Origin of the sequence: Sphingopyxis sp., assembly GCF_036402335.1 — a bacterium.
In the GTDB taxonomy this organism is placed as follows: Bacteria; Pseudomonadota; Alphaproteobacteria; order Sphingomonadales; family Sphingomonadaceae; genus Sphingopyxis.
This window is the reverse complement of sequence record NZ_DASWTD010000362.1, coordinates 1-17,933: the sequence shown is the minus strand read 5'-3', so window position 1 is coordinate 17,933 and position 17,933 is coordinate 1. Positions and strand designations below refer to the sequence as shown.

Here is a 17,933-nt window from a genome sequence, read left to right as displayed (position 1 = left end):
AGGCGGAGCGACGATTTTGGTGCTTGCCGTCCGTATACGATACCGCTTAGGCATGCTCCCATGCGCATGCCTATCGCCCCGCTCGCCCTCGCCGCCGCCCTGATCGCCGCCGCGCCCGTCCACGCCAAACCGGCCGATGCGGACGCCGCGAAAAAGATATTGAAGGACAGTATCGCGATCCCGACGGTCGAGGGGCGCGGGCAGGTGCCGAAGCTCGCCGCCTATTATGCGAGCATATTGAAAGCGGCGGGCTATGCCGACGGCGATATCGAGATCACGCCGATGGGCGAGACCGCGACCTTCGCCGCGACGCTCGCCGGGACGGGGAAGGGCAAGCCGATCGTGCTGCTCGGCCATATGGACGTCGTCGAAGCCGATCCGAAGGACTGGACGCGCGACCCGTTCGTGCCGGTCGAGGAGAATGGCTATATCTTCGGGCGCGGGTCGGAGGACAACAAGTTCGACGTCTCGATGATGGTCGCGGCGATGGCGCAGCTCAAGAAAGAGGGCTTCAAGCCGAAGCGCTCGATCATCCTGCTGCTGTCGGGCGACGAGGAAACGTCGATGACGACGACGCGCGCGCTTGCGGCGAAATATAAGGGCGCCGAATTTGCATTGAACGGCGACGGCGGCGGCGGCACGATCGGCGAGGACGGCAAGCCCAAATATTATGGACTGCAGGCGGGCGAAAAGACCTATGCCGATTTCACGCTCGAAGTGACCAACCCCGGCGGCCACAGCTCGCGTCCGTCGGACACCAATGCGATCGTCCAGCTGTCGAACGCGCTCGCCAAGGTCGGCGCCTATCGCTTCACGCCGCAACAGAATGAACTGACCAAGGTCGGCATGCCGATCGTCGCCGACCAGGTCGGCGGCGACATCGGCGCGGCGCTCAGGGCCTTTGCCGCCAACCCCGCCGACGCGAAGGCCATCGCCGCGATCCGTGCCGACCCCGAATATGTCGGCCAGATCGGCACCACGTGCGTGCCCACCATGACCAAAGGCGGGCATGCCGAAAATGCACTGCCGCAGCGCGCGACCGCGAACATCAACTGCCGCATCTTCCCCGGGGTGCCGGTCGAAACGGTGCGCGCCGAACTCGAAAAGGTGATTGCCGACCCCGCGGTCAAGGTGAACACCGATCCCGATGCGAGCGCGAGCGACGCTTCGCCGCTGCGCCCCGACGTCGTCGCAGCGGTGACGAAGGCGGTCCATGCGCGCGCACCCGGCCTGCCGATCATCCCGTCGATGAGCGCGGGCGCGACCGACAGCTATCATTTCCGTATCCAGGGCGTGCCGAGCTATGGCGTTGCGGGCTTGTTCAGCAAGGCCAGCGACAGCTACGCCCACGGCCTCAACGAACGCGTCCCGGTCGATGCGATCGCCCCCGCGCTCGCGCATTGGGACAGCCTGCTGCGCGACCTGTCGAAATAGGGGTCAGACGAGCGCGGCGACCGCGCGCTCGACCATCGCGACTGCCGCCCCGGCGCCGAAGCTTGTCGAGTCGAGCGACAGTTCGAGCCACAGGCCGTCGACCATCGCGGTCAGCATGATCGCGAGCCGCTCGGCGTCGGTCGCGCCGCACGCGACCAGCAATTCGCCAAGCCGTGCGCGATAGCCGGCATAGCTTGCCGCGTGGATGTCGGCCATCCGCGCGTCGCTGCGCGCGAGCGCCCAGAAGGCTGTCCACGCGCCGAGCAGTTCGGGATCGGTGACCGGCGGGCGGAAGCTCGCGGTCAGATAGGCAGAGAGGCGCGCGCGCGGATCGGTCCCCGCGCCGTCGACCGCGGCGGCGAAAATCGCGTCCATGCGGTCGCTCGTCGCTTCGTAGGTTGCCGCCACCAGATCGTCGATGCCGCCGAAATAATGGCGCAGCAGTCCCGGCGAGACGCCCGCCTTTGCGCAGATGGCGCGAACATTCGTTCCCGCAAGGCCATGTTCGGCGAGGCACGCCGCGGTCGCGTCGATCAGGTCGGCCCGGCGGGCGTCGGCGCTTTCGCGCGTAAAGGCTTGGCGAACGGGTTGCATACTGTTATACGATTGTACAACAAGGAACGAGACATGGCAACTGCACCGCTTCGCGATTCGAATCTGGACCCGCTCGACGGTTGGTCGCTGCCTGCGTGGACCTACAGCGATCCCGATTTCTACACCGCTGAAATGGAGCGCATCTTCCGCCCGAGCTGGCAGGTCGTGTGCCACGACAGCGATATCCCGAACGTCGGCGACTGGCACAGCATCGACTATTGCGGCGAAAGCGTGATTCTCGTGCGCGGGACCGATCGCCATGTGCGTGCCTTCACCAATGTTTGCCGCCACCGCGGCTCGCGCCTTGTCGACGGCGCCGTGGGCTGCGCCAAAAAGCTTGTCTGTCCCTATCATGCCTGGACCTACGAACTCGACGGACGGCTGACCGGCGTCCCCGATTCGGCGAGCTATCCGACGCTCGACAAGGGCAAGGCCGGGCTCGTTCCCGTCGGTCTCGAACAATGGCGCGGCTTCTGGTTCGTCCGGCTCGAGGATGACGGCGGCCCGTCGGTCGCCTCGATGATGGCACCCTATGAGGCACAAATCGCCCCCTATCGCTTCGAGGACCTCGGCGCGCTCGGCCGCGTCACGCTGCGCCCGCGCGAGGTGAACTGGAAAAATGTCGGGGACAATTATTCGGACGGCCTGCACATCCCCGTCGCGCACCCCGGCCTCACGCGCCTGTTCGGCAAAAGCTATGGAGTCGAGGCGGAGGAACGCGTCGATCGCATGTGGGGCGACCTGATCGACCGGCCGTCGGTGAACTGGTCCGAACGCATGTACCAGCGCCTGCTGCCGCCGGTCCCGCATTTGCCCGAGGCGAATCAGCGTCACTGGCTCTATTTCAAGCTCTGGCCCAACGTCGCATTCGACATCTATCCCGACCAGGTCGATTTCATGCAATGGCTGCCGACCGGGCCGACGACCTGCCTGATCCGCGAAATCTCCTATGTGCTCCCCGATGAGCGCCGCGAGATGAAGGCCGCGCGCTACCTCAACTCGCGTATCAACCGTCAGGTCAACGCCGAGGACACCGAACTGATCACGCGCGTCCAGCAGGGAATGCAGTCGAAAAGCTTCACCATGGGGCCGCTCAGCGACAAGGAAGTCTGCCTCAAGCATTTCTGTTCGCGGATGCGCGACCTGATCCCCGAAGCGCGGCAGGAGCATGCCCCGCCGCCGGGGTGGAGCCGCTAACCGCTTTGTACGGGAGGAGGGGAGTATGAGCGATCCGGTCGTCATCGTCGGCGGCGGACCCGCGGGCATGGTTGCGGGTCTGCTCTTCGCGCGCGCCGGCGTACCCGTCACGATCCTCGAAAAGCACGCCGATTTCCTCCGCGATTTCCGCGGCGATACCGTGCATCCCTCGACGCTCGAACTGTTCAACGAGATCGGGTTGCTCGAGGAATTGCTCGCGGAACCGCACGCCGCGATCGACACGATGACGCTGAACCTGCTCGGCGGCCAATATACGATCGCGACGATGAAGCATCTGCCCGTGGCGGCGCGCTTCGTCGCGATGATGCCGCAATGGGACCTGCTCGATTTCATCGCGGGGCAGGGCCGGAAATATCCGACCTTTGACCTCCGCATGTCGACCGAGGCGACGGGGCTGAATTACGACGCGGCAAATCGCGTCATGGGCGTGACGCTGGCGAGCGGCGAGACGCTGCCCGCGCGGCTCGTTATTGCCGCCGACGGGCGCCGCTCGGTGCTGCGCGAAGCCGCCGACCTGCCGCTCGAAGACCTTGGCGCGCCGATGGACGTGCTGTGGTTTCGCATTCCGGTCCCGACCGGCATGGACATGTCCGAGGTTGCGCTCGGCACGATCGACAAGGGCGGCATGGTCGTCGCGATCCCGCGCGGCGATTATTGGCAATGCGCGCAGATCATCGAAAAGGACGGCTTCGCGCCGATCGAGGCGCGCGGCATTGGGGCCTTTCGCGACAGGATCGTCGAAATCGCACCCGGTCTTGCTGCCGGGATCGCCGCGATCCAGAGCTTCGACGACGTCAAGCTGCTCTCGGTCGCGCTCGACCGGCTGACGCGCTGGTCGCGTCCCGGCCTGCTCGCGCTCGGCGACGCGGCGCATGCGATGTCGCCCGTCGGCGGCGTCGGGATCAATCTCGCGGTGCAGGATGCGGTCGCGGCCGCGAACATCCTCGCCGCACCGCTCGCCGCGGGCGCCGATCCCGACCCGCTGCTGGCCAAGGTGCAGGAACGGCGCTGGAAACCTACGACGCGTATGCAGGCGATCCAGCGTTTCGCGCATCAGCGCGTCATCGAACCGATGCTGCGCGGCGAAATCACCCGCGTGCCCTTCGCGGTGCGCCTGCTCGACGCCATCCCGCTGCTTCGCCGCATTCCCGGCCGGATCCTCGGCCTCGGTTTCGGCCGCCAGCATGTCCAATCCCCGCTTGCGAAAGATTTCCAATGACCAAAGCCTATGATGCCCTGATTATCGGCGCCGGCCACAACGGCCTCGTCTGCGCCTTCTACCTCGCACGCGCGGGCCTCAAGGTCCGCATCGTCGAGGCGCGCGACGTCGTCGGCGGCGCCGCGGTGACCGAGGAGTTCGCGCCGGGATTCCGCAATTCGGTCGCGAGCTACACGGTCAGCCTGCTCCAGCCCAAGGTGATCGCCGACATGAAGCTCGCCGATCACGGCTATCGCGTGATCGAACGCCCGATCAGCAACTTCCTGCCGCAGGAGGATGGCGGCTATTTGAAGCTCGGCGGGGGCCTCGAACGCACGCAGGCCGAGTTCCGCAAGTTCTCGGCCCGCGACGCCGAGGTGCTGCCGCAATATTATGACGCGCTCGAAAATGTCGCCGAACTGCTTCGCGACCTCGCGCTGCGCGTTCCGCCCAATGTCGGCGAGGGTCTCCGCACGCTTCTCGACGGCGCGCGGCAGGGGCGGCGCTTCGCGACGCTCAGCCTTGAACAGCAGCGCGACGTGCTCGACCTGTTCACCAAGTCGGCGCGCACGATGCTCGACGCCTGGTTCGAAAGCGAAGCGGTCAAGGCGGCCTTCGGCTTCGACGCCGTCGTCGGCAATTATGCGAGTCCCGACACGCCGGGCAGCGCCTATGTCCTCCTTCACCACGTCTTCGGCGAAGTGAACGGCAAGAAGGGCGCGTGGGGCCACAGCGTCGGCGGCATGGGCAAGATCACCGAGATCATGGCGAAGGTGTGCGGCGACCTCGGCGTCGAGATCAGCCTCGAAAGCCCGGTCGCGAAGGTGCTTGTCGACGGCGGCAAGGCGGTCGGCGTGAAGCTTGTCGGCGGCGAGGAGATCGCCGCTGCGCGCGTGATCGCCAATGTCGGCCCGAAGCTGCTTTACGAGCGGATGATGGATGCGTCCGACCTGCCGGCGGGTTACGAACGCCGGATCAAGGGCTTCAAGGCGGGCAGCGGCACCTTCCGCATGAATGTCGCGCTGTCGGAACTGCCGAAATTCACCTGCCTGCCCGAACCGGGCGAGCATCACCAGTCGGGGATCATCCTCGCGCCGACGCTCGACTATATGGACCGCGCCTTCCTCGACGCGAAGCAGCATGGCTGGTCGAAGGCGCCGATCGTCGAGATGCTGATCCCCTCGACCGTTGACGACAGCCTAGCCCCGCCGGGCCAGCATGTCGCGAGCCTCTTCTGCCAGCAGTTCGCGCCCGAGCTTCCGGACGGTCGCGATTGGGACAAGGAGGAAGAGGCGGCGGCCGATGCCATCATCGACACGGTCGAAAAACATGCGCCGGGTTTTCGCGCCAGCATCATCGCCCAGACGCGCCTCTCGCCCAAGGGGCTCGAACGCAAGTTCGGGCTCGTCGGCGGTGACATCATGCACGGCAATATGAGCCTCGACCAGCTGTGGGCCGCGCGTCCCTTGCTCGGCAACGGCGGCTATCGCGGGCCGGTGAAGGGACTCTATATGTGCGGCGCGGGCACGCATCCGGGCGGCGGGGTTACCGGCGCGCCGGGCCACAATGCCGCCGAGGTGATCCTACGCGACCGGAGCTTCTTCGCGCCCCGATGGCGTTGAGGCCGACGCCGATCGCCGCATGACAAGGTAGATCGGCAGGCCCGCGGCAGTCATCGCAAGGCTCCAAAGGCTCGCTTCCAGCCCGGCGCCGTAAAAGGCCCAGGCGCTGTAGAGGAAGCCGATGATCGTCGCCGCGGCAAAGCCTGCCGAAACCTTGATCGCGCCGCGCCGCTCGAGCAGCAGCGCGGCGGCGGCGCCGACGATATAGAGGATGATCGCGGTCGAGGTCGTCACCTTGACCATGAAGGCGAAAAGGTCGGCGAGTCCGCGCGAATAATTGGCATAGACGATCACGCTCGCGAGCCCGCTCGACACGATCTGGGTGATCCACGGCGACGCGAATTTATTGTCGCGCGCGAAGGCGGCGGGGAGCAGGCGCCGGTGCGCGAGGTCGCGCGGAATATCGCCCTGCAACAGCACGAAGCCGTTGAGCGCGCCGAGCGCGGCAATCGCGGCGAACAGCGCGACGATATCGCCCGCCGCCGGATTGACGAGCCGCGAGAAGAAGGTCGCATAGGCGGCGTTCGACTGATGCAGCGTTTCGATCGGCACGAGCAGCGTTACCGTGGTGCACGACAGCAGGTAGAGGAGGCCGACCGCGGCTGCCGCGATCACCGTCGCGCGCGGGATCGTGCGTTCGGGATCCTTGACGCGATCGCTGACGACGCAGGCGCTTTCGAAACCGAGCAGCGCGAACAACGTCAGCGTCGCCGCCGAACTCACGCCCGACAGGCTGACCGGCTGTGTGCCGGCCATGGTCGGCGGTGGAACCGTGCCGGTTCCGAGCGCCCAGACCCCGACGAGCACGGCGCCGATGACCGGGATCAGCTTGAGCCCGAGCGTCAGCAGCTGCGCGCCGCCCGCGCGGCGAACGCCGAACAGGTTGACCAGCGTGAAGAACCAGATGCAGCCGATGGCGATCAACGCCGGCGCCGCGCCCTTCTCGCCGAGCCACGGCATCAGGATCGACATGTTGCTGATCGCTGCGACCGCCAGCGTCGCGACGACGGTCCAGCAACTGATCCAGTAACTCCACGCGACGATAAAGCCGGTTCCGGGGCCGAAAGCCGAGGCGGCATAGGTGAAGGCGGCGCACCCTTCGGGCAATCGTCTGGCAAGCCGCGCGAAGACGACGGCGAGGCACAGGGTGCCCGCGATCGATACGCCCCATCCGATGATCGCATTCCAGCCGAGCGGGGCGAGATCGCGCGGGAGCAGGAACACCCCCGATCCGATCATATTGCCCATGCCGAGTGCGATGCACATCAAAAGGCCGAGCTTTTGGCCCGGCCCTTCGCTGTTGGTTGCGGTGTCGGTCACCCGGTCAGAAATCCTTGCTGACCTTGATCCCGATCAGGCGCGGGCGGATGACATTGTCGTAGAAGACCCCGCCATTTTCCGTGACACCATCGGCGTCGCCGCACACCGTTTCGCCGCACTGGACCGCGCTGTTGATCACGCCGCGGCTGTCAAACAGGTTGGTTGCGAACAGTTCTGCGTTCCATCCCTCGCCCTTCACCCCGATGCTGAAATCGGCGGTCGTATAGGCTTTGAAATCGCCGACGATGTCGTTTTCGAGGGTGCGAAGGTCCGACCGCCGTTTGCCGATATGGTTGACCGCGAACTGGACATGGCCGTCCATTCCGCCGATCGGGAATTCATAGCGCGCAACGGCATTGCCCTTGAACTTCGCGGTCACCGGCAGTCGCGAACCCGCCGGGGCCAGTTCGCTGTTGTCCGGTGTCGTGCAGTCGAAGGTCGCATTGGCGATTGCGCAGAAGTCGCGGCGGATCGTCGCGTCATTGTAGCTGCCGCCCATGCCGAGCGAGAAGCCACCCGAGCGATAGCTGACGTCGGCCTCGATCCCGCGGATTCGTGCGATACCTGCGTTGCGGACCTCGCTGAGGCCGTTGGCGCCGAGGAAGGAGAGCTGGATATTGTTCCAGTCCTCCTGATAGACCGCGCCGTTGAAACGGACCGGGCCAAAGCTCGTTTTCCACCCGAGTTCATAATTGTCGAGGGTATCGGAGCCATAGGGCGGCAGCGAGCCGCGCCGGTTGATCCCGCCGGGGCGGAAGCCGCGTGACCACGTCGCGTACATCATCACATCGTCGGTGAACTTGTACGTCAGGTTCAGTTTGTGGATGAAGTCCGTCTTTTTCGTCCGCTTGTCGAGATTGGTGCACGGCGAGCCGTCGACGATCGGCGGCCCCTGGCATGCATAGACGGGGTTGCTGCTGAAGCCGGGGTTGTTGTAGCCGAAGAAACCGACGAGGCTGTTGTCGAACTTGTAGAGACGGCCGCCGCCGGTCAGTGTCAGCTTGTCGGTGATGTCGAAGCTGAGTTCGCCGAACGCCGCATAGTCGCGGTCGACGCGGAGCTGCTTGGTGTACCAGATATCGTCGTTGGTGCCGGGAACCTGCAGATCGTCGGACAGGCCGTCGATGATATAATTCTGCTCGATATTGTGCGACTGGCGCTGATAGAACAGCCCGCCGATAAAACGGATACGCGCGTCGGCGGGCGAGGCGACGCGGATTTCGCCGAAGTTGCGGCGATAGCGGTCGATGCCCTCGATATACTGGTTCGGGCTGATCTGGTCGCCGTTGTTGTCGTAAAGATATTCGGCCGATCCATTGAGCGCGTCGTAGAAATAGGCATAGTCCGAATAGTCGCTGTCGGTCAGCGTCTTGCGGCGCAGGTGACCGCCGGTGACGGTCAGGTCCCAATTGCCGATCTTGCCCTCGATCGTCAGCGCGGCCTGGATCCATTTATCGTCGCTGCGTTCGGGATTATACTGCACCGTCTGCAGGCTGCGCGTCACCGCGGCCGAGCGTTCCTGCGCAAAGCTGCCGTTCGCTTTCTGGATCTGGCCCATCAACGTCGGGCGGATCGTCCAGTCGTCGTCGAGTTCGATGCCGAGCGCGAGGCGCCCGCCATAGGTGTCGACGGTGTTGTAATTCTTCTCGACGAAATCGGCATTATTCTGGGTGATATCGTCACCGGGCGGATTGATGAAGATGGGGTTGCCGTCTTCATCCTCGATGGCATTGCCCTCATCGTCGCGCAGGCGCTTGAGGATCGGATAGGTACGGGTGCCCGGAATATTGTCGATATAGCCTGCATCGTGACGGTACCAGCCGACGAGGCGCAGCGCCGCGCGGTCGCTGAGCCGGGCGTTGATGAAACCCTCGGCGACCCCGCCGACGCCGCCGTGCGCCACGCTGTTGAGTTCGAGCCCGACCGAGCCATAGGTGCCGCTGGTGTCGGGCCGGTTGGTGACGAGCTTGATCGTGCCAGCCATCGAGCTTGCGCCGTACAGCGTACCCTGCGGCCCCGCGAGCGCCTCGACGCGTGCGAAGTCATAGGCATGGATGTCGAGCGCGCCCTGGATCGTCGTGATCGGCATTTCGTCGAGATAGGTGCCGACCGTCGGCAGCGAGGTCGAGTGGTTGGCGTTCTCACCCGACGCGACGCCGCGGAAATAGACCTGACTGAAACCCGGCGCGAGCGTCTGGATCGTCACCGACGGCAGGAATTTGACGACATCCTGGAATTCCTTGACCTGCAGTTCCGAGAGCCGCTCGGTCCCGATCGCCGTGATCGCCAGCGGCACGTCCTGCAGATTTTCTTCGCGCTTCGACGCGGTGACGACGATGTCGCGATCGTCGTCGGTGGTGTTTTGCTGTGCGAGCGCCGTCCCCGACGTGCACAGGATCGTGCTGCCCAGCAGCATTGCGCCGCCCTTTGCCAGTACCGCGGTAAATTTGCGCATGAGACCCCCCTCAAATGACAGCGATGTGACGGAGAATGACGCGGCGCGGCGCAAGCGCAAGCTTTGTTGTCGGGGCAAGGCGGCGGAGACAAGAAAATGTCGTCCGCTGTTGCCCAAAGGCAACGAATTAGACGCTTGTCTCAGCCGAGATCGGCAGGAACGGCAGGGTAGGCTGTGAGGACCGGGCCGAGCGCTTGCCGGAGCGGGCCGAGCCAAGCGTCATATGGCCGCCATTGCCCGACCCCGTCGCGGTTGATCGGCCGGCGCACCTGCTCGCTCGACGCGGTGCGTACTGCGCGCGCATTGCTGTGGAAGGCGAGACAGGCGTCCTCGAACGGCTGGCCCAGAAAGCCCAGCAGCCCACGCACCTGGGCTTCGGGCTCGTCGAGCAAAGCCTCGTGGATCACGCGGTGGACGCGGCCCGGCTGCACCGCATCGATATGGGTCATCAGGCGGACATAGTCGCGATAATAGGCGCCGACGTCGGCGAGGCCATAGCTGAACGCCTGGCCCTTCGCATAATGCTGGCGAAAGTTTGAAAAGCAGCAGTCGAGGGGATGGCGCCGCGCGTCGACGATCTTCGCATTCGGCAGGATGACACGGATGAAGGCGATATAGAGCCAGTTGTTCGGCAGCTTGTCGATATAGAAGGGCTTGTCGGTCTTGCGCTGCACCGCCGTCCGGCGGAGGAAAGTCGCGCCCATTTCGGCGAGCCTTTCGGGCGGCGTTCCGGTCAGCGCGGTAATCCAGCGGCGCCCGTCGTCATGGACCTCACGACCAAGACCGAGCGCAAGCGCGGGAATATCGGGAAGCTCCATCGTGCCTTCGATCGCCGAATGGCAGCTAAGAATCTGTTCGATCAGCGTCGATCCCGCGCGCGGCATGCCGAGGATGAAGATCGGATCGGGCGCCGGGTCGCCGGCGTCCGCGCGCGAGGCAAAAAATTCGGGAGTGCAGGCGTCGATCATCGCATCGACCGCGGCGCTTGTCTCGGCAGCGCGATAGCCGAGCTGGGCGGCACGAATGGCGTTGCCCGCGGCATAATGGCGAAACGCCGGTTCATGGTCCGCGGCATCGTCATAGGCCTTGCCGAGCGCGAAATGCAGGTGCAGCCGGTCGTCGGCGCGCGTTTCGCCTTCGGGTTCAGCGGCGACAAGCGCCGCTTCCATCGCGGCGCGGTCGTCCACGCCGAAACGGATCGTCTTGAGGTTCGCGAGGCTCCACCAGATTTCGCCGAGCCCCGGGTCGGCGGCGAGCGCGCGGCGATAGGCGGCGATGCTGTCGTCCTGCCGCCCCACGGTCTTGAGCATATGGCCATAGCTCATCCACAGCTTGGCATGGTCGGGAAAGCGGCGCGTCAGTTCTTCGTAAAGCGCGAGCGCCTCTTCATAACCGCCGATGCGGCCAAGCGCGGCGGCGCGGAGGTTCGCATGCGCCGGATTGTCCGGATCGTCGCCGAGCACCGCGTCGAGCGTCGCCGCCGCCTCGGCGAAGCGGTTCTGCTTGTAATAGACGGTCGCGAGATTGGCGCGCGCGGCGCCGAAACCCGGCGCGAGTTGCAAGGCTCGCGACAGTAATTTTTCGGCATCATCGTAACGCCCGATGCGCCCCGCGACCTCGGCCAGCATGCGGATCGCCGCGACGTCGGTCGCATCTTCGCGCAGCCGTTGGCGCAAGGCTCCCTCGGCATCGGGGAGCCGGCCCTCGGCGAGCGCGAGCGCGGCGTCGACCATCGCTTCATCGTGGATCGTCGCCCCCACGGCGGCGAGCGACGCCACCTGCGCCTCGGCTTCGCGATCCAGCGCGCGGAGCGCGTGCGCCGCGAGGCGATGCGCCGCCGCCGATGTCGGAACCGCGGCGATGATTGCCCGCGCCTGCGCGAGCGCCGCGGTGGGCTGTCCCGTCAGCAGGCGGCGGGCGTTGGCGAGCGCTTCATCGTGCGTGACGGTCGCCAAGCGCCGCGGCCTCAGCTCTTCGCCGTGCGGGCTTTCGCGACCGCCTGTTTCAACGTTTCATAGCCGACCTGGCCCTGCATAAGCTGATCGCCGACGATCCACGTCGGCGTCGCGTTGAGCTGCAGCTGGGTCGCGATCGCGAGGTTGCTGTCGAGTTCGCGCTGGAACAGCGCCTCGTTCGCGGTCGCGTCGGCGCTGCCGTCGGTGACCACGCCGACCTTGGCGGCGGCGGCGGCGATCGCCGCCTTGTCGAGCGAACTGCTCGCGAACATCGCGTGATGGAAGGCGTCATATTTGCCCTGCCGCGCGGCGGCGAGCGCCATGATCGCGGCATCGCGGCTTTGCGGCGCGATGATCGGCAGTTCGCGGAACACGACCTTCAGGCGCTTGTCCTCGCGGATCAGCCGGTCGACGTCGGGCACGCTCGCACGGCAGAAACCGCACGCATAGTCGGTGAACACGACCAGCGTGACGTCGCCGTCGGCATGGCCCGCCCAGGCACCGGCATAGGGTTTTTCGAGCGCGGGACGGATCTGATCGATCGCCTTGGCGATTTCGCCGTTGCGCTGCGCTTCGAGCGCCTCGGGAATGATCTGCGGGTTCGCCTTGATATAATCGGCGACGATCGTCTCGACCTCGCCCTTGCTCATCCCGCCGCCCAGCCGGCCGCCGAGCCAGAAGACCAGCGCGAGCAGCAATATTCCGCCGGCGCCGATGATCCATTTGCGCGTTGACACGCCTTCCATCCCCACTCCCTTCACCTGCGGCAACCGTCCGGCGGACATCGCCTTGCTGCCCGCCGGCTTTTTAACGGCCGGCCGGGCGGTCGGGGACCGGTCGTCGCCCTCCATCGCGCCGGTCGTTTTGCCCGGTCCGGCGGCGGCTGCGGCGATCGCCGCATCGCCCGCGAACAGCGGCAGGTCGGGCGCGGCATGTTCGCTGGCCCGCGCAGCGGCTTCCTCGCGCGCGAGCAATTGTTCAAGGCCCGAGGGCGGCGGTGCCAGCTCCTCGCGCGGGGCGGGGCGTAGCTTGCTGGCGGCGTCGCCGAGGCCTTCGCGGAGGCTCTCGCCGCCCGCCTTGGCGATGTCGACCACCCCAGCCTTGGTCTTGCCGGCAACTTCGCCCAGCCCGCGGCCGGCTTCGCTCGACAGTTTCCGGGCCTTTTCGCCGAGCGCCATCTTGTCCCAGGTTTCACCGCTCGCCCGCGCTGCCGCTCGCCCGGCGTGGGCGGTGCCGCGCCCTGCTGCCCGCGCGGCGCGGGCGGCCACCGCTCCGGTCTTCGCCGCAAATTCGCGCGAGCGGCGCGGGAGCTCCATCGCTTCGACGCGCGCGGGGATGTCGGCGCGGTCGCCGACGCGGATCGTCCAGTCGGCAAAGGCTTCGGCGCCATCGCGGACGCGATCCCACAGGCTCGCCGCGCCCGCCTTGATCGCCTCGGGCTTTATCAGCGGGTCGCGCGCCTTTTCGGGCGCGCTGTATCGCGACAGGTCGATCCCGACGGGGGGCTCATCTTTCGGCTTGGCCAATCCTTCGCCCGGCGCAGGCGCGTGAGCGCCCGGCGTCGGCGCGGGGTCGCGCAGCCATGGCTGGTAATAATCGTCTTTTCTGTCAGTCACTTATTGCCCTCGAGCATCACGGAATGGCGATGCATCGCTCCTGTCTTCACCCGAATCTAACGCCGTTTGCGCTCGCGTTCCACCTCGGCGCGAGCCACCAGCGAAATATCCTGTGCACGGATCCAGTCGGGCGAGTCCTGGGGCAGGCCCTGCATCGCCACTTCGGCATTACGCAGGGCGAGCCCCGACTGTCCACCCTCGAGGTTGTACCGTTCGGCCGAGGCGAGTGCCGCGCGCGCCTGATCGCCCTTGTTCGCATAGACGATTCCGAGCTGGTACCAGGCGAACGGGTTCTGGTTGTCGAGCGCGACCGCGGTCTTCAGCACCTCCTCGGCCTCGGCGAAATTTGCCGGATCCTCGGTGGCGATCAGCGCGTGGCCCAGCGTCGCGCTGATCAGCGGCTGCGACCGCGAGTTGGTGACCGCCTTGCGCAGCGCCGGGATCGCTTCCTTGGGCCGCCCCGATTCGAGCAGGACCTGGCCCTCGAGCTCGAGGAAATAGGGATCGTTCGGATCGGACGCGAGAAGCGCTTCGACCTCGCCCAGCGCCTTTTGCGGATAGGCGCTCTTGTGCCACGCATAAGCGCGGGCATAGCGCGCGGGGATGCTGGTGTTGCTTTCGGGAAACTGGCGCAGCGTCCGGTCGGGGTCGGACATATAGCCCGACAGCTTGGCCTTGATCCGCTGGAATCTTTTTTCGATCGCGGGATCGGCGGGCTTGGCCCACGCCGGATCGATGACATAGACCTCGCGGAGTGCCTGGATGCGATCGCCCGACATCGGGTGGGTCCGGCCATAGGCCTGATCGTCGTCCTGCTTCACTGCATAGCGGAATTCGAGATTCTGCAATTTCTTGAAGAAGGCGAGGCTGCCGCGGCCGCTGATCCCGGCCTTCGACAAATATTGCGCGCCCGCGGCGTCGGCGGTCGATTCCTGGACGCGGCTGAAGGCGAGGAACTTGCCGAGCGCGGCCTGCTGGCCGGCCATCATGACGCCCATGCCGGCTTCGCCCGCGCCCGCGGCGATCGCCGCGGCGCCGAGCAGCAGGCTGAGCAGCGAGATGTGCGTCGCCGTCTTGGCGCCGTCGTTCACGCGGATCGCATGACCGCCCATGACATGGCCCAGTTCGTGCGCGAGCACGCCCTGCACCTCTTCGGCGCTGTCGGCGGCCTCGACCAGGCCGCTGAAGACATAAATATCCTGACTGCCGGCGACAAAGGCGTTGATGCTGCGGTCGCCGAGCAGATGGACACGTACCTGCCCCGGCTGGAGCCCCGCGGCGACGAGCAGCGGGTTCATCATGTCCTGAAACAGCGCCTCGGTTTCGGCATCGCGCAGGATCGACTGCGCCATCGCCGGACGCATCGCGACGGCCAGCATCGCGAGCAAGGTCAGCAGGATACGGAAAACGGGGCGCAGCCTTTGCGCCCCGGACGCGGGCTGGGACGAGAGAGCGGTCATTGCCGCCTCCCTTGCGCCGCGCGCCTGAACCCCGAGTGAAGCCATGGAGGGCTTATTGGGGGCCAGCGCGCGCGGACGCAAGGTCAGCTCGCGATTTCTGCGGTCAATTGCCGCGGTTTAATTGCCAAATGTGCGCTGCCACCAGCCGCGGCGCGGTTCGCCGTCGGGGCCTTCGCCATCCTCGTCGCCATTGGCCGCGACCGGTTCGGCGTCGCGCGTCGTGGCGGCTTCGGGGGCCGCCTCGGCCGCGACGGCCTTTTTGGCGCGGCTCGCACGCTTTTTGGGCGCGGGCTTGGCAGGCTCGGCTTCGGGCTCGGGCGCCGCTTCGACGACGGGCGCTGCCTCGACGGCTTCGACCGCCGCTTCGGCGGCTTCGGCTTCGGCCGCAGCCTTGGTCTTGCGCGGCGCGCGCTTGCGCTTCGGCTTTTCGGCGGCGGCCGGGGCTTCTTCGGCGACTGGCGCCGCTTCGGCTTCGACGACCTCGGCCGGCGCGGCTTCGGCTTCGACTACCGCCTCGTCGGCGACATCCACGGTATCGGCCTTTTTGCGGCCACGTCCACCACGGCGGCGACGCGGTTTGGCTTCGGCTTCCTCGGCGTCCGTTTCCGGAGCGGCCTCGACAGTTTCGGTCGGTGCGGTTTCGACTTCGTCAGCATCGGCGCCGTCGCTATCGCGCTCCTCGCCACCTTCGCTGCCCTCAGCGATTTCATTGCCCTCGTCGTCGCGGCGACCGCGGCGGCCACGGCGGCGGCGGCGGCGGCGCTTGCGGCCTTCGCCGTCGGCATCGCCTTCCTCGCGGTCGCGTCCGCCTTCCTCGCGATCGCGCGAGCGCGCCGGGCGCTCTTCGGCGGCTTCCTCTTCGGCCTCTTCTTCCTCGTCCTCGGGATAGTCGTCGTCGTCTTCATCCTCGATCGGTGCGATCGGGGCGAAGCTGCGGCGCGCGATCGGCGGCGGGCCGCTGACCTCGACTGCCATGCGCGCACCCTCGGTCTCGCCATCGGGCAGGATTTCGACCGTGACGCCGTAAAGTTCCTCGATCTCGCGCAGCTCGCGGCGCTTTTCGTTGAGGAGGTAGAAGGTCGCTTCCTGGCTGGCGCGCAGGGTGATCTTGTTGCCCTTGCCGCGTGCGGCTTCCTCTTCGATCAGACGCAGCGCGCTGAGGCCCGCCGAGCTGGCGGTGCGGACGAGGCCGGTACCTTCGCAATGCGGGCACGGGCGCGTCGAGGCTTCGAGCACGCCGGTGCGCAGGCGCTGGCGGCTCATCTCCATCAGGCCGAAGCCCGAGATGCGGCCGACCTGGATGCGTGCGCGGTCGTTCTTCAGCGCATCCTTCATCGCGCGCTCGACCTTGCGGACGTTCGAGCCATGATCCATGTCGATGAAGTCGATCACGACAAGTCCGGCCATGTCGCGCAGGCGAAGCTGGCGCGCGATTTCGTGCGCGGCCTCGAGGTTGGTGCTGAGCGCGGTCTGCTCGATATTATGCTCGCGCGTCGAGCGGCCCGAGTTGATGTCGATCGAGACCAGCGCCTCGGTCGGGTTGATCACCAGGTAACCGCCCGATTTCAGCTGGACGACGGGATTGAGCATCCCCGCGAGCTGATCCTCGACGCCGTATCGCTGATAGAGCGACACCGGGTCGGCATATTGCTTCACGCGCCGCGCATGGCTCGGCATAAGCAGCTTCATGAACTGCTTCGCGGCCTTGTAGCCCTCGTCGCCCTCGACGAGCACTTCCTCGATGTCTTTATGATAAATATCGCGGATCGCGCGCTTGACGAGGTCGCTGTCCGAATGGATCAGCGCCGGCGCCGAACTGCCCAGCGTATTCTCGCGAATCTCGTCCCACAGGCGCGCGAGATAGTCGAAGTCGCGCTTGATCTCGACCTTGGTGCGGCTCATCCCCGCGGTGCGGACGATGCAGCCCATCGTCGGCGGCAGCGCGAGTTCGTCGATCATCGCCTTCAGCTTGCGGCGATCGGCACCGTTCGAAATCTTGCGGCTGATCCCGCCACCATGCATCGTGTTCGGCATCAGCACGCAATAGCGGCCGGCGAGCGACAGATAGGTGGTGAGCGCGGCGCCCTTGTTGCCGCGTTCTTCCTTGACGACCTGGACCAGCATCACCTGACGGCGGCGGATGACGTCCTGGATCTTGTAACGGCGGCGCAGCGACATGCGGTTTTCGCCGTCTTCGTCGTCGTTGCGGCGGCTGCGGCCACGGCCGCCCTTGCGATTATTGTTGCCGCGTCCGCGGCCGCGCCCACGGCGGTCGCCACGGCCATCCCCATTTCCTTCTGGGCCTTCTTCCGACCCTTCGGCGCCCTCTTCGGTGTCGCCATTCTCGGCATCGCCATTGTCGTCGCCATCTTCATGGTCGTCGTGATCGTCGCGGTCATCGTCGCGATCGGCACGGCTGTCGCCATTCTCGTCTTCGTCATGATATTCGACGTCGGCGACATCGCCTTCCAGCTCGTCGAGATCTTCCTCGGCGCGCTGCGCGGCGGCGGCGGCATGCTCGGCCTCTTCGCGCAGCAGCGCGTCGCGGTCTTCCTTCGGAATCTGGTAATAGTCGGGGTGAATTTCGCTGAACGCGAGGAAGCCGTGGCGATTGCCGCCATATTCGACGAACGCCGCCTGCAGCGACGGTTCGACGCGGGTTACCTTGGCCAGATAGATATTGCCCTTGAGCTGCTTGTGCTCGGCGGACTCGAAATCAAACTCCTCGATGCGGTTTCCCTTGGTGACCGCGACCCGGGTTTCTTCCCGGTGCCGCGCGTCGATCAACATGCGCGTGGTCATTAGATACACTCCAAGCGCGCCTCAGCGCGCCATCAAAAAATCCCGCGAACCCTCCTTGCGGAAGGCCGCGGCGGATACGGGTGAAAAGAAAAAAGACGTTATTGCCGAAAGGAGCCTGCGTCCGGTCCTGGACGCGCATGCGGTCTTCAAATCCGGCGACGGCCGGGGCGAAAGCGCCCGCGTCGGGATATGAAGAGGGCATGGCAAGCCTCATGCGGCATCAACCTGTTACGGGATGAGCGGGCGGGCAGGGCGGGCG

11 protein-coding genes are annotated in these 17,933 nt (G+C 66.1%); 4 read left to right on the top strand and 7 right to left on the bottom strand.

The window, feature by feature from the left end; all coding sequences use genetic code 11:
• Positions 1-60 precede the first annotated feature (60 nt).
• Entirely contained in the window at positions 61-1,434 is a 1,374-nt protein-coding gene (locus VGD20_RS11295) for a M20/M25/M40 family metallo-hydrolase (RefSeq protein ID WP_331134540.1), read from the top strand.
• 3 nt (positions 1,435-1,437) lie between these two features.
• Here VGD20_RS11295 and VGD20_RS11290 read toward each other — a convergent pair whose 3' ends face one another.
• Positions 1,438-2,028 carry a TetR/AcrR family transcriptional regulator gene (locus VGD20_RS11290; RefSeq protein ID WP_331134539.1) on the bottom strand — a complete coding sequence of 197 codons (591 nt, stop codon included), beginning with the start codon at positions 2,026-2,028 and terminating at the stop codon, positions 1,438-1,440.
• 33 nt (positions 2,029-2,061) lie between these two features.
• Between VGD20_RS11290 and VGD20_RS11285 the strand changes: the two genes are divergently transcribed.
• Genes VGD20_RS11285 through VGD20_RS11275 form a run of 3 tightly spaced genes read left to right on the top strand, consistent with a single transcriptional unit; the run spans position 2,062 to position 6,066 of the window.
• Positions 2,062-3,225 carry an aromatic ring-hydroxylating dioxygenase subunit alpha gene (locus tag VGD20_RS11285; protein ID WP_331134538.1) on the top strand — a complete coding sequence of 388 codons (1,164 nt, stop codon included), beginning with the start codon at positions 2,062-2,064 and terminating at the stop codon, positions 3,223-3,225.
• Positions 3,226-3,250: 25 nt separating this feature from the next.
• Positions 3,251-4,465, top strand: a complete 1,215-nt coding sequence (locus VGD20_RS11280) for an FAD-dependent oxidoreductase (protein ID WP_331134537.1) — start codon at positions 3,251-3,253, stop codon at positions 4,463-4,465.
• Positions 4,462-6,066, top strand: coding sequence for an NAD(P)/FAD-dependent oxidoreductase (locus VGD20_RS11275; protein ID WP_331134536.1), 1,605 nt, complete (start codon positions 4,462-4,464; stop codon positions 6,064-6,066). The genes VGD20_RS11280 and VGD20_RS11275 overlap by 4 nt, the downstream gene beginning before the upstream one ends.
• Here VGD20_RS11275 and VGD20_RS11270 read toward each other — a convergent pair.
• The 6 genes from VGD20_RS11270 to VGD20_RS11245 form a co-directional block, all read right to left on the bottom strand.
• Positions 6,028-7,386: an APC family permease gene (locus VGD20_RS11270; RefSeq protein WP_331134535.1), complete on the bottom strand. Its 1,359-nt coding sequence runs from the start codon at positions 7,384-7,386 to the stop codon at positions 6,028-6,030. The two genes, VGD20_RS11275 and VGD20_RS11270, sit on opposite strands and share 39 nt — an antisense overlap.
• A gap of 4 nt (positions 7,387-7,390) precedes the next feature.
• The gene (locus tag VGD20_RS11265) at positions 7,391-9,841 is read right to left on the bottom strand and encodes a TonB-dependent receptor (RefSeq protein WP_331134534.1); all 2,451 of its coding nucleotides are present in this window, start codon (positions 9,839-9,841) and stop codon (positions 7,391-7,393) included.
• A gap of 140 nt (positions 9,842-9,981) precedes the next feature.
• Positions 9,982-11,796: a tetratricopeptide repeat-containing sulfotransferase family protein gene (locus VGD20_RS11260; protein ID WP_331134533.1), complete on the bottom strand. Its 1,815-nt coding sequence runs from the start codon at positions 11,794-11,796 to the stop codon at positions 9,982-9,984.
• Between the two features lie 11 nt (positions 11,797-11,807).
• Positions 11,808-13,412, bottom strand: a complete 1,605-nt coding sequence (locus tag VGD20_RS11255; protein ID WP_331134532.1) for a thioredoxin domain-containing protein — start codon at positions 13,410-13,412, stop codon at positions 11,808-11,810.
• A 56-nt stretch (positions 13,413-13,468) separates the two neighbouring features.
• The gene (locus VGD20_RS11250; protein WP_331134531.1) at positions 13,469-14,872 is read right to left on the bottom strand and encodes a M48 family metalloprotease; all 1,404 of its coding nucleotides are present in this window, start codon (positions 14,870-14,872) and stop codon (positions 13,469-13,471) included.
• Positions 14,873-14,989: 117 nt separating this feature from the next.
• Entirely contained in the window at positions 14,990-17,674 is a 2,685-nt protein-coding gene (locus VGD20_RS11245) for a ribonuclease E/G (RefSeq protein WP_331134530.1), read from the bottom strand.
• Positions 17,675-17,933 lie beyond the last annotated feature (259 nt).